The 15,811-nt window shown below is 53.6% G+C and carries 9 protein-coding genes and 3 rRNA genes; 2 read left to right on the top strand and 10 right to left on the bottom strand.

Going from position 1 to position 15,811, the window contains the following annotated elements:
• Positions 1-35: 35 nt before the first annotated feature.
• Positions 36-287, bottom strand: a complete 252-nt coding sequence (tusA, locus tag GA0071314_RS06925; protein WP_074395957.1) for a sulfurtransferase TusA — start codon at positions 285-287, stop codon at positions 36-38.
• Positions 288-315: 28 nt separating this feature from the next.
• Between tusA and GA0071314_RS06920 the strand changes: the two genes are divergently transcribed.
• Positions 316-603: an antibiotic biosynthesis monooxygenase family protein gene (locus tag GA0071314_RS06920; protein ID WP_074395956.1), complete on the top strand. Its 288-nt coding sequence runs from the start codon at positions 316-318 to the stop codon at positions 601-603.
• Positions 604-605: 2 nt separating this feature from the next.
• On the opposite strand, the gene rlmM is transcribed toward GA0071314_RS06920, so the two are convergent.
• The 8 genes from rlmM to GA0071314_RS06880 form a co-directional block, all read right to left on the bottom strand.
• Entirely contained in the window at positions 606-1,676 is a 1,071-nt protein-coding gene (gene rlmM, locus GA0071314_RS06915; RefSeq protein ID WP_172822095.1) for a 23S rRNA (cytidine(2498)-2'-O)-methyltransferase RlmM, read from the bottom strand.
• 239 nt (positions 1,677-1,915) lie between these two features.
• A 5S ribosomal RNA gene (gene rrf, locus GA0071314_RS06910) occupies positions 1,916-2,031 on the bottom strand.
• A gap of 136 nt (positions 2,032-2,167) precedes the next feature.
• Positions 2,168-5,059 (bottom strand): 23S ribosomal RNA (locus GA0071314_RS06905).
• A gap of 307 nt (positions 5,060-5,366) precedes the next feature.
• Positions 5,367-6,899, bottom strand: a 16S ribosomal RNA gene (locus GA0071314_RS06900).
• The 16S, 23S and 5S rRNA genes sit together here, the layout of an rRNA operon.
• A 557-nt stretch (positions 6,900-7,456) precedes the next feature.
• Positions 7,457-9,262 carry an acyl-CoA dehydrogenase C-terminal domain-containing protein gene (locus tag GA0071314_RS06895; protein ID WP_074395955.1) on the bottom strand — a complete coding sequence of 602 codons (1,806 nt, stop codon included), beginning with the start codon at positions 9,260-9,262 and terminating at the stop codon, positions 7,457-7,459.
• Between the two features lie 240 nt (positions 9,263-9,502).
• A complete protein-coding gene (locus GA0071314_RS06890) occupies positions 9,503-10,270 on the bottom strand; it encodes an SDR family NAD(P)-dependent oxidoreductase (protein WP_074395954.1) in 768 nt (255 codons plus the stop codon).
• Between the two features lie 26 nt (positions 10,271-10,296).
• On the bottom strand, positions 10,297-11,961 hold the full coding sequence (locus GA0071314_RS06885; RefSeq protein WP_074395953.1) for an AMP-binding protein: 1,665 nt from the start codon (positions 11,959-11,961) through the stop codon (positions 10,297-10,299).
• A gap of 189 nt (positions 11,962-12,150) precedes the next feature.
• Positions 12,151-12,714 (bottom strand): TetR/AcrR family transcriptional regulator, encoded by a 564-nt coding sequence (locus GA0071314_RS06880; protein ID WP_074395952.1) that lies wholly within the window; start codon positions 12,712-12,714, stop codon positions 12,151-12,153.
• A 125-nt stretch (positions 12,715-12,839) separates the two neighbouring features.
• Between GA0071314_RS06880 and GA0071314_RS06875 the strand changes: the two genes are divergently transcribed.
• On the top strand, positions 12,840-14,027 hold the full coding sequence (locus tag GA0071314_RS06875) for an acetyl-CoA C-acyltransferase (protein WP_074395951.1): 1,188 nt from the start codon (positions 12,840-12,842) through the stop codon (positions 14,025-14,027).
• A gap of 84 nt (positions 14,028-14,111) precedes the next feature.
• Here GA0071314_RS06875 and GA0071314_RS06870 read toward each other — a convergent pair whose 3' ends face one another.
• Positions 14,112-15,809, bottom strand: coding sequence for a methyl-accepting chemotaxis protein (locus GA0071314_RS06870; RefSeq protein WP_074395950.1), 1,698 nt, complete (start codon positions 15,807-15,809; stop codon positions 14,112-14,114).
• Between the last annotated feature and the right edge of the window lie 2 nt (positions 15,810-15,811).

Genomic DNA, 15,811 nt, shown 5'->3' with positions numbered 1-15,811 from the left:
GGTTATCAAGGTAACCCGTGTTGACTTAACAACATCTATGCCAAACGTATAAAATACCAATACTGGTCAGACTCTGAATATTGCTGCAGCAATTCATGGCCTAGAAACTGGCAAAATTTAGGCACATCGCGAGTAGTAGCAGAGTCTGTAGCAATGACCTTTAGTACATCGCCAGAAGCCATATCACGGACTTTATTATGCATCAGCATAATCGGTTCAGGACAATAAAGGCCACTGGTATCCAGTAGCACATCATAGTGTGGCGCATCCTTTATAATGTCAGACATCGATACCCTCAGAGCTGAGACTTAATCTATGATCAAAATCATCATTGAACGGCGTATTATGCCCGGTCTTGAAGAAGAATATGAACAAGCCGCTCGTGAAGCCATGCGTGTTTCATTAGGCGCTCGCGGCTTTGTCGGCGGCGAGAGCCTTGTTGAACTTGGCCACACTGACCGTCGTTTAATGATTACCAAATGGCGCAACCTACGCGCTTGGAATGAATGGCATCATAGCGAAGCGCGGGCCAACGCAATGCAGCAAATTCTACCGCTTTTAACAGAAGAAGAAACAATCCGAATTTATGAAGCCAGCTATTAAGCTTAGTGCTTCAATCTTACATGTACGGTCACCTCTTCACGATCATGATAAAGATGACGACACGCAATGTCTGCAGACACGTTTGCTTCGGATAACGAACTCTCTAACATTGCCAAACAACGTGATACCTCTTCCCAGCGTTTTTTCATGGGTAACTTAAGGTTAAAAATAGCTTCTCTGCACCACTTTCGAATCAACCATCGCTCAACCATGGCTAGCACACGCACGGGTTTATCAACAATGTCGCAGACCAGCCAATCCAAACGCTGCGGCGGCTCCCAAGTGAAGCCATCTGCTTTTAGATGATCAATTTGCCCCGTTCGCATCAGCTGTGAATCCATGGGACCATTGTCGATCGCATATACATACATCCCTCGCTGGACTAACTGCCATGTCCAGCCTCCGGGTGCCGCCCCCAAGTCAGCCGCCTGCATGTTGTCCGCTAGGCGTTTGTCCCATTCTTCTCGCGGTATAAACTCATGCCACGCCTCTTCTAACTTAAGCGTTGAACGGCTGGGAGCTCGTGATGGGGAACGAAGACGTCGAATGCCATTAATTAGATCGCTACGATTGCCTGGGAAGCTCATCGCCAGCTGAACTTTATCACCGTCAGTCCAGAAAATATGTAAGCGTCGTGCGCCCGCGCTACGCCTTAAAGCCCCACGCTTTTTCAGCATACTTTCCAACGGTTTTGTAAGCGCTTTGATCAGCCCGACCAGCGCTTTACCGTCATTGGTATCCGGCGTTTCGTGCCAAATCTGTTCGAAATTCCAGCGGCTGGCTTTAACCTGCTCCAATATAGCGGTAAGGCGATCATCACGTGACAGAGTGAGGGCAGGTAAAGCAGCCAGGCTTTGACGTGCGAAAATTAGTTTCTTAAACGCTGCGTGGCGGTGCAAATCATTCACCGGCTCGCCATCGACTCGCGTTAAGCTTACCCAACCCTCGCCGTAAGACGGCTCACAGATCACGTCATGTAGTGCTGCGTGATACTGCATTTCTGCCAGGGCATCGCTTTCGAACCCTGGACGGCAGTAAACTAGCCACGACGTGGGTACTATTTCACTCACCACTTCACCTCGATTATGTCCATCACCAACGGTGATAGCCGCCTAATTAATTGGCCCGCATGATATCACTTATGCTGCGTTATTTATTTTCTTCCGCGCAACAAAAAGCCCCGAACACACTGTGCTCGGGGCTTTTCTAAATAAGTACCTGACGGTTACCCGGTCGGCGCTCCGATACTCTTCATGGGGAGACCCCTAAACACAAAGCCCCGACCAAACGGCCGGGGCTTCGCTAAATAAGTGCCTGACGATGACCTACTCTCGCATGGGGAGACCCCACACTACCATCGGCGCGAAGCGGTTTCACTGCTGAGTTCGGCATGGGATCAGGTGGTTCACGCTTGCTATGGTCGTCAGGCGTAACTTTAAATGTCTATCATGCTGTACGGTGTTTTGTGGCGTCTCTCTTACCAAGCCCTGTGTCGTCAACAGTCGGCTCAGTGCGCGTATCCGGTTCTCTCGTTATCATCACGACCAGACCCCTTGGGTGTTATAGGGTCAAGCCTCACGGGCCATTAGTACACGTTAGCTCAACACCTTGCAGCGCTTCCACACCGTGCCTATCAACCAGCTGGTCTCGCTGGGCCCTTCAGGAGGCTCGTGGCCTCAGGGATGTCTCATCTTGAAGGGGGCTTCCCGCTTAGATGCTTTCAGCGGTTATCCCGTCCGCACATAGCTACCCGGCAATGCCACTGGCGTGACAACCGGAACACCAGAGGTGCGTCCACTCCGGTCCTCTCGTACTAGGAGCAGCCCTTCTCAAACATCCAACGCCCACGGCAGATAGGGACCGAACTGTCTCACGACGTTCTAAACCCAGCTCGCGTACCACTTTAAATGGCGAACAGCCATACCCTTGGGACCGACTTCAGCCCCAGGATGTGATGAGCCGACATCGAGGTGCCAAACACCGCCGTCGATGTGAACTCTTGGGCGGTATCAGCCTGTTATCCCCGGAGTACCTTTTATCCGTTGAGCGATGGCCCTTCCATACAGAACCACCGGATCACTAGAACCTGCTTTCGCACCTGCTCGACGTGTCTGTCTCGCAGTCAAGCACCCTTATGCTCTTGCACTCATTGCACGATGTCCGACCGTGCTGAGGGTACCTTCGTGCTCCTCCGTTACGCTTTGGGAGGAGACCGCCCCAGTCAAACTACCCACCACACACTGTCCTCGATCCGGATAACGGACCTGAGTGAGAACGCCAATGATGCCAGGCTGGTATTTCAAGTTTGGCTCCCTTCGAACTGGCGTCCAAAGTTCAAAGCCTCCCAGCTATCCTACACAGGCAACATCAGCGTCCAGTGTGAAGCTATAGTAAAGGTTCACGGGGTCTTTCCGTCTAGCCGCGGGTACACCGCATCTTCACGGCGATTTCAATTTCACTGAGTCTCGGGTGGAGACAGCGTGGCCATCATTACGCCATTCGTGCAGGTCGGAACTTACCCGACAAGGAATTTCGCTACCTTAGGACCGTTATAGTTACGGCCGCCGTTTACCGGGGCTTCAATCAAGAGCTTCGGACGAATCCTAACACCATCATTTAACCTTCCGGCACCGGGCAGGCGTCACACCCTATACGTCCGCTTGCGCGTTAGCAGAGTGCTGTGTTTTTAATAAACAGTTGCAGCCACCTGGTATCTTCGACCGGTTCTCGCTTAAGCCGCGAGGGCTCTCACAATACGCCGGCGTGCCTTCTCCCGAAGTTACGGCACCATTTTGCCTAGTTCCTTCACCCGAGTTCTCTCAAGCGCCTTGGGATTCTCACCCTGACCACCTGTGTCGGTTTGGGGTACGGTCGCACATGATCTGAAGCTTAGAGGCTTTTCCTGGAAGCGTGGCATCGATGACTTCAACACCTTAGTGTCTTCGTCTCGTCTCTCGGCCTTAAGGGTCCGGATTTACCTAAACCCTCAGCCTACGGACTTTCACCAGGACTACCAACGCCTGGCTCATCTAGCCTTCTTCGTCCCCCCATCGCAACCATGTCCGGTACGGGAATATTGACCCGTTTCCCATCGACTACGCCTTTCGGCCTCGCCTTAGGGGCCGACTCACTCTGCTCCGATTAGCGTCGAACAGAAACCCTTGGTCTTCCGGCGAGGGAGTTTTTCACTCCCTTTATCGTTACTCATGTCAGCATTCGCACTCGTGATACCTCCAGCAGACTTCTCAATCCACCTTCATCGGCGTACACGACGCTCCTCTACCGCGCATTCCTAAGAACGCACCCGTAGCTTCGGTACCTGGTTTAGCCCCGTTACATCTTCCGCGCAGGCCGACTCGACTAGTGAGCTATTACGCTTTCTTTAAAGGATGGCTGCTTCTAAGCCAACCTCCTAGCTGTCTGAGCCTTCCCACATCGTTTCCCACTTAACCAGGATTTCGGGACCTTAGCTGACGGTCTGGGTTGTTTCCCTTTTCACAACGGACGTTAGCACCCGCTGTGTGTCTCCCACGCTCGCACTCACCGGTATTCGGAGTTTGCCTCGGGTTGGTAAGTCGGGATGACCCCCTAGCCGAAACAGTGCTCTACCCCCGGCGGTGATACGTGAGGCGCTACCTAAATAGCTTTCGAGGAGAACCAGCTATCTCCGAGCTTGATTAGCCTTTCACTCCGATCCACAAGTCATCCAAATCTTTTTCAACAGATCCTGGTTCGGGCCTCCAATTGATGTTACTCAATCTTCACCCTGCTCATGGATAGATCGCTCGGTTTCGGGTCTATATCCAGCGACTGTGTCGCCCAGTTAAGACTCGGTTTCCCTACGGCTCCCCTATACGGTTAACCTCGCCACTGAATATAAGTCGCTGACCCATTATACAAAAGGTACGCAGTCACCCAACAAGTGGGCTCCTACTGCTTGTACGCACACGGTTTCAGGATCTATTTCACTCCCCTCTCCGGGGTTCTTTTCGCCTTTCCCTCACGGTACTGGTTCACTATCGGTCAGCCAGGAGTATTTAGCCTTGGAGGATGGTCCCCCCGTCTTCAGTCAAGGTTTCTCGTGCCCCGACCTACTCGATTTCACATGATCAGACTTTCGACTACGGGGCTATCACCCGCTACGGCCGCGCTTCCCAACGCATTCGCCTAATCAGTCACATGCTTAAGGGCTGGTCCCCGTTCGCTCGCCGCTACTAGGGGAATCTCGGTTGATTTCTTTTCCTCAGGGTACTTAGATGTTTCAGTTCCCCTGGTTCGCCTCCTGGCCCTATAGATTCAGGACAGGATACCGATCTTGTGATCGGTGGGTTTCCCCATTCAGAAATGCCCGGGTCACAGGTTGTTTGCCACCTCGCCGAGCCTTATCGCAGGCTTCCACGTCTTTCATCGCCTCTGGCTGCCTAGGCATCCACCGTGTGCGCTTCATTGCTTGACCCTATAACCCGAAGGAGTCTGGTATCTCGCAATGATAACGATTGCCGGATACGCTTGAGACGTATCACAAAACAATTACGTAGGAACGTTAAAAAACGTTCCTGTCAGCATGATATACATTGTTAAAGAGCGACTGCTATGCGCAGTGATAAGCGGATGCTTTTTTCACTTTAAAAGAAAACGAAAGGTCTTTAAAAAAAGGTCTTTTTTCTTTTTTCAATGTGAAGACAACGCTTATCACTGCGTATCGGCAGTTTCTTGATCAGGTAATTCATTGTGAGCGCTTACCGCGAGGATAATGCATCGTTTAAGGAGGTGATCCAGCCGCAGGTTCCCCTACGGCTACCTTGTTACGACTTCACCCCAGTCATGAACCACACCGTGGTGATCGCCCTCCAAAGTTAGGCTAACCACTTCTGGTGCAGTCCACTCCCATGGTGTGACGGGCGGTGTGTACAAGGCCCGGGAACGTATTCACCGTGACATTCTGATTCACGATTACTAGCGATTCCGACTTCACGGAGTCGAGTTGCAGACTCCGATCCGGACTGAGACCGGCTTTAAGGGATTCGCTGACTCTCGCGAGCTCGCCGCCCTTTGTACCGGCCATTGTAGCACGTGTGTAGCCCTACCCGTAAGGGCCATGATGACTTGACGTCGTCCCCACCTTCCTCCGGTTTGTCACCGGCAGTCTCCTTAGAGTTCCCACCATTACGTGCTGGCAAATAAGGACAAGGGTTGCGCTCGTTACGGGACTTAACCCAACATTTCACAACACGAGCTGACGACAGCCATGCAGCACCTGTCTTACAGTTCCCGAAGGCACACCAAGATCTCTCTCGGCTTCTGTAGATGTCAAGGGTAGGTAAGGTTCTTCGCGTTGCATCGAATTAAACCACATGCTCCACCGCTTGTGCGGGCCCCCGTCAATTCATTTGAGTTTTAACCTTGCGGCCGTACTCCCCAGGCGGTCGACTTATCGCGTTAACTTCGCCACAAAGTGCGCTAGGCACCCAACGGCTGGTCGACATCGTTTACGGCGTGGACTACCAGGGTATCTAATCCTGTTTGCTACCCACGCTTTCGCACCTCAGTGTCAGTGTCAGTCCAGAAGGCCGCCTTCGCCACTGGTATTCCTCCCGATCTCTACGCATTTCACCGCTACACCGGGAATTCTACCTTCCTCTCCTGCACTCTAGCCTGATAGTTCCGGATGCCGTTCCCAGGTTGAGCCCGGGGCTTTCACAACCGGCTTATCAAGCCACCTACGCGCGCTTTACGCCCAGTAATTCCGATTAACGCTTGCACCCTCCGTATTACCGCGGCTGCTGGCACGGAGTTAGCCGGTGCTTCTTCTGCGAGTGATGTCTTTCCTGGCGGGTATTAACCACCAGGCGTTCTTCCTCGCTGAAAGTGCTTTACAACCCGAGGGCCTTCTTCACACACGCGGCATGGCTGGATCAGGGTTGCCCCCATTGTCCAATATTCCCCACTGCTGCCTCCCGTAGGAGTTCGGGCCGTGTCTCAGTCCCGATGTGGCTGATCATCCTCTCAGACCAGCTACGGATCGTCGCCTTGGTGAGCCGTTACCTCACCAACCAGCTAATCCGGCATAGGCTCATCCGATAGCGGGAGCCAAAGCCCCCTTTCTCCCGTAGGACGTATGCGGTATTAGCCTGGGTTTCCCCAGGTTATCCCCCACTACCGGGTAGATTCCTATGCATTACTCACCCGTCCGCCGCTCGTCAGCATCTAGCAAGCTAGATCTGTTACCGCTCGACTTGCATGTGTTAGGCCTGCCGCCAGCGTTCAATCTGAGCCATGATCAAACTCTTCAGTTTAAGATCGTTGCGGTTCTTACCTGCCACCCAAAAGCGACAGAAGCGAACCAAACTTGGCTCAAGGGTCAAACGAATTCATTCAGTATCGGCTTCGAAAAGCCGTAGTGCTTGAGTCGCTTGCCTTGATAATAGGTGATTTATCACCCTCATCGGCAAGCGCCCACATGAATTACCTGATCAAATTATTAAAGAGCGTTTCGCTTTACAAAACCGGCCAACCGGTGAACGGCTTGGCCTCAGCGAGGAAGGCGTATTCTACGCACTTCCGGGTGGTTGTCAATGACTAATTGGCGCGAGGTGATGCAAACCCACTGTCACCATCAGCAACCTAACTCACTGACAAACCGAGGATTTTTAACCCCTCCCACCGCCAGCAACGCTTGGCGTCCCCGGCAGCGGATGCGTACTTTACGGCTTCACCGCCGGGTTGGCAAGAGGGTGCTAAAAATAAAAAAGCGGCAGGTCTGGTTCAAAGAACCAAGCCTGCCGCAAACCACCGACCAGAACACCTGATCAGAGAGTGCCCACTCGCGGCCTGTGGCCGCGTCAACCGTTAATCAAATTTCAAACCCTAGGCCAAAGTCTTCACTGGAGATCGCCATCAGACTACCCGCACCCGATTGGATCATCTGCGCATGCGCTTTGGTGCGCGGCAATAACCGCTGGTAATAGAAACGTGCCGTATTCAACTTGGCAGCATAGAAGGCCTTTTCATCGCCCGTCAGAGAGAGGGAGGCTTGTTTGGCGGCGCGAGCAAACAGGTAAGCCAACGTGACGTAGCCGGAGTACATAAGGTAATCAACGCTCGCTGCACCGACTTCTTCACGGTCCTGCATAGCTTTCATGCCCACGCCCATGGTCAGCTCACCCCACTCAGCGTTCAGCTTGGCCAGCGGCTCAACAAACTCTTTAAGGTCAGGGTTATCGGCTTCTGCCTTGCAGAACTTGTGAATCTCTTTGGTGAACACTTTTAGCGATTCACCCTGACTCATGAGCACCTTACGGCCCAGCAGATCCAGCGCCTGAATACCGGTCGTGCCTTCATAAAGGCGGGTGATACGCGCATCACGTACCAACTGCTCCATGCCCCACTCTTTGATAAACCCATGGCCTCCGTAGATCTGTACGCCCTCGTTGGTACTTTCAAAACCAACTTCGGTCAGGAAAGCCTTAACGATAGGCGTTAGCAAACCAAGCAGGGTTTCAGCGTGATCTCGCTCTTCACCGGCCTGCCCATGCTCGACCACGTCTAGCATTTGCGCGGTATACAGCACCAACATGCGCCCGCCTTCAGCAAAGGCTTTCTGCGTTAGCAGCATGCGGCGCACATCGGGATGAACGATGATCGGATCTGCCGGCTTTTCAGGGGCCTGCTTACCTGACAGACCGCGCATCTGCAGCCGGTCGCGGGCGTAGCTGAGTGAGTTCTGGAAGCTGGCCTCGATCAACCCCAGCCCCTGAATACCGACGCCGAGACGTGCGGCATTCATCATGGTGAACATACACGCCAGCCCTTTGTTGGGCGGCCCCACCAAGTAGCCGGTCGCATCGTCAAAATTCATGACACAGGTGGCATTACCATGAATACCCATCTTGTGCTCTAAAGAGCCACAGGCCACGCCATTGCGTTCGCCAGGATTGCCTTCAGCATTCGGCAGGAATTTGGGGACGACAAATAGTGAAATACCCTTGGAGCCTTCAGGCGCATCGGGGAGCTTTGCCAGCACCAAGTGCACGATGTTCTCGGCAAGGTTGTGCTCACCCGCCGAGATAAAAATCTTGGTACCGGTAATTGCATACGCATCGCCCTCAACGGGCACCGCGCGGGTTTTGATGAGCCCGAGGTCGGTTCCGCAGTGCGGCTCGGTGAGACACATGGTCCCCGTCCAGATGCCTTCAACCAGCTTGGTAAGATAGGCCGCCTTTTGCTCTTCAGTACCATGATGCTTCAGCGCATCGGCTGCGCCATGGGAAAGCCCCGGATACATCCCCCATGCCAAGTTAGTTGCGCAGATCATTTCGGAGAGCATCATCGCCAACGAAGGCGGCAAGCCCTGACCACCTTGCTCAAGGTCCGCGGCCAGACTCGGCCAGCCCCCTTCAACGTACTGCTGGTAGGCCTCTTTAAAGCCTTTAGGCGCTTTAACCTCTCCTCCTTCTAACAGGCACCCCTCTTCATCGCCGCTTTGATTGATAGGCAGCAACACCTCGCGAGCAAAGCGGGCACCTTCCTCCAAAATGGCACTAACCACATCTGGAGAAGCCTCATCACCGTTGGGTAGCGATGCGTAATGACTGGGGTAGTCAAACATTTCGTCCATAACGAAACGCATGTCACGTAAGGGGGCCTGGTAGCTGGGCATGGCACTTCTCCTAAAACAGGGGGCTGAAAGCAACAAACGCTTATAGGGAACGGCTTTCAAACACATGTTTGAAATTAACGTGCAGCCAACAGCGAGTCAAGCGATCGTTTGAATTAATCGACTCAACTTGCCACTACTTTGGTAGAAGTAATAATAAACAGCTGACTAAAAAGAAAAAACCTGCCAACAATAGCGCTGGCAGGTCTTGTTTTTAAGCAATCAATACGCTTTATTGCTTAATCACTGCATTCGAATCCCTCCGTCCAACCGGATCACCTCACCGTTCAGCATGGGGTTAGCGATAATCTGCTCGGCTAGCTGGGCAAATTCTTCAGGCTTGCCCAGCCGTTTGGGGAAAGGCACCGCGGCAGCCAACGCCTGGGCTGCATCGTCAGGTATCTCGCTCATCATGGGCGTTTCAAATACGCCAGGGGCAATGGCCATCACCCGGATAGCATGACGCGATAGTTCGCGCGCGGCGGGAAGACTCATACTAATAACGCCAGCTTTAGATGCACTGTAGGCGCACTGACCTACTTGGCCATCGAACGCAGCGATAGATGCAGTATTGATAATGATACCGCGCTCGCCGCTTTCATCAGGAGCATTTTTAGCCATCGCCGCAGCGGCCAAGCGCATTACATTGAAAGTGCCCACCAGGTTGATATTGATCGTCTTCGCATAGCTGTCCAGATCAGCCGGCGTGCCTTCACGGTCGACCAGTTTGGCTACGCTCACCACGCCTGCACAGTGTATAACCCCAGATAGCCCAAGCTCGCCTCCTAACGCAACCGCCTTATCAACCGCTTGCTGCATTTGCTCTGCAGAGGTGATATCGGCCAGGCATGCTTGAGCACCCTCCCCCAGCGTCTGGGCATGGGCGTTTACGCTTTCGTTTAAGTCGCAGAGCATCACGCGGGCCCCTCCGGCGACCAGGCGCTCGGCGGTGGCGGCCCCCAACCCGGAAGCGGCTCCGGTGATTAAAAACGTATGATCCTTCACTTGCATGATGATGTTTCCCTGTTATTAAAGCGTTACTGACTCAGGTTGGCGTCTTCAGCCGCCTGGGCACGCAATTTGAAGCGCTGGATCTTGCCACTGGGCGTTTTGGGCAGCTCGTCGACAAACTCGATGACACGAGGAAATGCGTGGGTCGATAATCGCTCGCGCACTTGCTGGCGAATTTCCTCCGCAAGCGCCTCACTAGGCTCATAGCCATCACGCAACACAATATACGACTTGATCACCTCGCCACGGATTTCATCAGGCTGGCCGACCGCCGCCGATTCCGCCACCGCGGGGTGCGCCATGACGCTGTTTTCGACATCGGTCGGGCCAACCCGATAGCCAGAGGTGGTAATGATGTCATCATCGCGACCGGCGAACTGAAACGAGCCATCCTCGTTACGAATCACCACGTCACCAGTCAGGTAATAACCCTTCACAAAAGGGTCTTTCTCTTGCCAGGTATAGCCCTGAAAAAAGTGCGCCGGGGATTGCTCAATATCCACGGCCAAAACGCCCGGCTCGCCAGGCGGCAACTCATTATACTCAGCGTCCAGAATCGCCAAGCGGTACCCTGGCATGGGCACACCCATGGCACCGACATGTTTGGGATGATCAAGGGCATGATGGTTGTTACACGTCATCCCGGTTTCGGTTTGACCGTAGTGATCCATGACAGAGCATCCCAGCGACTTTTCTACCCAGGTAACGACCTCGGTGTTAAGGGGCTCGCCGGCAGAGCTCGCGGCGCGAAGCTCCAAGGTCTGATGAGCATCATCAAATAGACCGGACGCTTTCATCAATCGATAGGCCGTTGGCGCTGCGGCAAAGTTGGTAATTCGGTGGCGCTTCATAAACTCAAGCGCACCGTCAGCAGTAAATCCGGCTTCGCAAAAGTGAGTCGTTACCCCTAGTAGCAGCGGGCCGGCGATCGCATAGTAAAGGCCATAAGCCCAGCCCGGATCCGCCATATTCCAGAAACGATCATCTTCCCGAAGGTCAACCGCAAGCTCCATATAGAGGGCAAACGCCGTCATACCGGAAAGCGGTACGGCAACGCCTTTAGGCTTACCGACCGTTCCAGAGGTAAACATCTGCAAAAAGGGCTTTTCAGGTGCCAAGCGCGGCGGCTCACCCTCCATTGACGCATGCGTCAACGCTGCGTGCCAATCGTGGTCGTCTGGATGCTCGCTTGTTGAACCACCCACCGCCAATACGGGCGGGCACTGGCTTAAGCCATCAAACTTGTAACGATTCACATGGTCCGTGATCACTAGCTTGGTATCAGCCCGTCCAAGGCGATAATCCACCGCATCAGGGCCAAAGGCGGTAAACAACGGTTGGTAAACCGCGCCAATACGCCAAGCCGCCAGTACCGCCACCAGCAACGGTAGCGAGCGGGGGAGCATACACGCGATGCGGTCCCCCTCGCCCAACCCTTGACCTTGAAACCAACCCGCCAGTTTAGCGCTTTGTTGATCAAGCTCTGCGTAGCTCAACGTGTGCGTCGCCCCGTCTACATCTTCTTGCACCAGAGCCAACACATGGCCCCGACCTGCACGAACATGGCGCCCACAACATGCTTCGAAAGCGTTTAATTGGCCGTCCTGATGGTCATCAAGCTTGGCAATCACCTCTCCGATGGAAAACGTATCAAGGTAATCCGAATAATTGGGTTGTGATGTCGCTGTCATGATAGCTCTCTTAAATATTGTTGGTAGTGAGCATCGGGCTACGCAGTCGCGAGCGTTGTAATTATCAGTTTACGTTAACGGAACCCTTTGAATAAAACCCAAGCTAAAAGCAAACGCGGTGAAGCGCAAGCGAGTAGCCGCGTTTGATGGTTATACGTTAGTCGAGAGAGGCCAATGACTGACGTATGCTTAGCGGGCCATAATCATCGCAACCAGTTCATCGGCTAAATCATCTGGTGTCCTAGGCCCGTCGGGATCATACCAACGTACCGTCCAGTTTAACGCGCCCAAGATAAAGCGGGAGACCAAAAAACGGTCCCCATGAATCAGCCCAGCGGCCAACGCATCATCGATTACGGCGACCCATTGCGCCTCATAAGCATCGCGTAGATGACTGAGGTGAGCACTGGCAGCCGGGGTTAAACGTCGCCATTCAAACAGCGCTACCACGTGGGCATTGCGGTCGGTAAATAGTGTTTCCAGATGAGCTCGCGCCATCGCACGGAGGCGTGCTTCGGGGGTTTCTCCACAGCTTTCGAGAGCCCGGCGTGCGATAAAAAGGGCATTGTGAGTTCCTTCTTCGATTACCGCCGCCAGGATTTCTTGCTTATCTTTGAAATGATGAAACAAGCTACCGGACTTAATGCCCATTTCCTGCGCCAGCATACGGACCGTGGTGCGGTCGAAACCTTCTTGGACAAAAAGCTGAGCCGCAAGGCGTGTTAATTCCTTGCGACGTGGAGAGGCATTCATTACATTCATGTTGTTCACACTAGCGCTTGCTTGGTTACCCAGGAGAAGACCACAGCACCGGCAACGGGTCAACGCATAGCGCGCCACTCAGCGAGATAATCACAATAACCTTTAAGGAGTACACCATGAGTAACGCCACAGACATTGTATTTCTGTCGGCTGCGCGCACCCCCATGGGCGGCATGATGGGCAGCCTGTCAAGCCTGAGTGCACCTGAGCTGGGCGCGACGGCCATCCGCGCTGCGATTGAGCGTGCAGGCATCGACCCTGCAACGGTCGAAGAAGGCATTATGGGCTGTGTATTACCTGCTGGCGTCAAGCAAGGGCCGGCCCGGCAAGCTATGCGTCAGGCGGGCATCCCCGATGCCAACGGCGCCACCACTATTAACAAGCTGTGCGGCTCGGGAATGAAAGCCACTATGCTGGCTCACGATCTGATCAAAGCAGGCAGTGGCGATATAATCCTTGCAGGCGGTATGGAATCCATGTCCAATGCCCCGCACGTGCTCACCAAGGCACGCAGCGGTTATCGGCTAGGCCATGGTGAGCTGAAAGATCACATGTTCCTGGATGGCCTGGAAGATGCTGAAACAGGTAAGTTGATGGGCGTCTTCGCCCAGGATGTCGCGTCTCAACGTGGCTACACCCGCGAGCGGCTGGACGATTTTGCCATTGCCTCGCTCGAGCGAGCCATGGCGGCTACCAATGCAGGCCACTTAGCAGCTGAGATGGCACCTGTAACCGTCACCTCTCGCCAGGGCGACTCCTTGGTTGAACATGACGAGCAGCCGTTCCAGGCCAAGCTGGATAAAATTCGCCAGCTGCGCCCTGCCTTTGCCAAAGAGGGCACGATAACCGCCGCCAACTCAAGCTCAATTTCGGACGGCGCTTCGGCACTTCTTTTAGCGAGTCAGGCAGCGGCAGATCAACACGGCATTAAACCACTAGCACGCATGTTGGGGCACACGACCCACTCACGCCACCCGAGTGAATTCACGATCGCCCCTGTGGGCGCGATTGAAAAGCTGATGAAAAAGCTAAGCTGGGGCGTCAATGACGTTGATCTATTTGAAATCAACGAAGCCTTTGCCGTGGTGACACTGATGGCAATGGATGATTTGGGGCTGCCCCACGACAAGGTCAACGTTTTTGGCGGTGCCTGCGCCCAAGGCCACCCGATTGGCTCTACCGGCTCACGCATTATCGCGACCTTGATCCATGCATTGCGTACTAAAGGTGGCAAACGTGGCATTGCTAGCTTATGCATTGGCGGTGGCGAAGCAACGGCCATCGCCGTAGAGCTAATCGATTAACCAGCAATTTCAAGGCTAAATCACACCGATTAGCACCCTGGCAGAATGTCAGCCAGGGCGCTTTTGACAACCAGTGATTTGGCACTACGAGGCGGCAAGCAAACGGGCTTTATGGTCATCCTGTTGGCGGCTTGCTATAGCTGATTCATCCTGGCTAAGCTGCTCCCATCCGGGATATTCAGCGTCCTCCCCATTGGCATGATTTCGGCCTGCATCAGTTACTTCCTCGACAACACTGAATTGGCCGGCATATTCACGCATCTGCAAGGCTTCCTGGGACAACACCTCTGCGCTCTGGGCCGCCTGATTGACTAAGCGCATGGTGTCTTGGGTCGTGGTATCGATTTGGGTAACCGCTTGATTGACCTCTTCAATGCCACGCCGCTGCTCCTCAGAAGCATGAGTAATTTGCGTCATCTGCGTGTTCACATTACTCGCTGCCTGCATAATCGCCCGCGTATGTTCACCGGCCTGCTGGGACAGAACGCTACCCTCCTGGACACTCGCACTCGATGCTTCAATGCGAGTTCGAATCTCGCTTGCGGCATTAGCACTGCGCGTTGCCAGTGCACGTACTTCACTGGCAACCACCGCGAACCCACGCCCGTGCTCACCGGCACGCGCCGCTTCAACCGATGCATTGAGTGCTAAAATATTGGTTTGGAAAGCAATACTCTCAATCATGCGAATAATGCTTTGAATCTCTTCGGAGTGACTATTTATCGCCTCCATAGTGGCGATAAACTGGCTAATCACCTCATCACCCTGCTGCGCTTTATGGGACACATCCGCCGTTGACTGACTAACATGCGCCGCGCTTTCAGCATTTTGATTCACCGTGGCGGTCAGTTGCTCCAAGCTCGCGGCCATTTGCTGCAAGGCCGAGACTTGAGTGTCGGTTTGGCTCGCCAACAGCTGGTTCTGTTCGGTCATCTCCTGACTATTGCTATATACCTGCTGGCTGCTCGCATTAAGCCGATTAACCGTGGCCGTCAGCGAGTGCTGCATCTTATCCAGCTCACTAAACAGCTGACCAATTTCGTTATTTGAGTGCGCTTTTACCGGCGCCGACAGGTCACCATTAGCAATGCGCTGGAAGTGCCCAGTGATTTTCTTCAACGGGCGAAGCACGTTTTTACGCACGCCCCATACCACTACCGCCACTACCAGCAACGCAGTACCTAGCGCCGCAATCACGCCCCAAAAAAGCAGCGACGAAACCTGCTCAAAGCGCGCGAACAGCACGTTACCACGCTGGGTTGAGGCTTCAAAAAATGCTTCGGTACTCTCCACAAACTGTTGACTACTATCATCCACCCGCGACTCGCCTGAGAAGAAACCGGAGATATCGCGCTCTTCCAGCATCATCATCTGAAGATTGAGATTATTGTTAACGAATGACTGAAAGTTCGATGCTAATTGATCCACCAACGCCTGCTGATTGGGCTCAAAATCACTCGCTGTAAATTGAGAGAAATTCTCAGAGGCCGAGTCCAGCAACCGCTGGGCTTCTTCTATCAAGGGGTCAGGCCGATCAAATGAAGGACTACGGATTAACTCCGCCGCACGGTTCATCTGAATACGCGAACGCAATAGCTGGGAGTAGGCGCTATCGAGGTTGCTAATTTGCGCCATGTCCCCTTCATGCAGCGACGTGAATGCCTCACGACCAAAATGGTTGGCGAACAGCCCCAGCGTGCCAATGACGAGAACTAAACCACTGAACGCAACCAGCACAAACGTCCAGCTTGCTTTGACGCTTAAGTTATTAATCCATTTCATCT

Origin of the sequence: Halomonas sp. HL-93 (assembly GCF_900086985.1) — a bacterium.
GTDB lineage: Bacteria > Pseudomonadota > Gammaproteobacteria > Pseudomonadales > Halomonadaceae > Vreelandella.
Note: the sequence above shows the minus strand (reverse complement) of the source record. Positions and strands in the feature narration are given on the sequence as shown.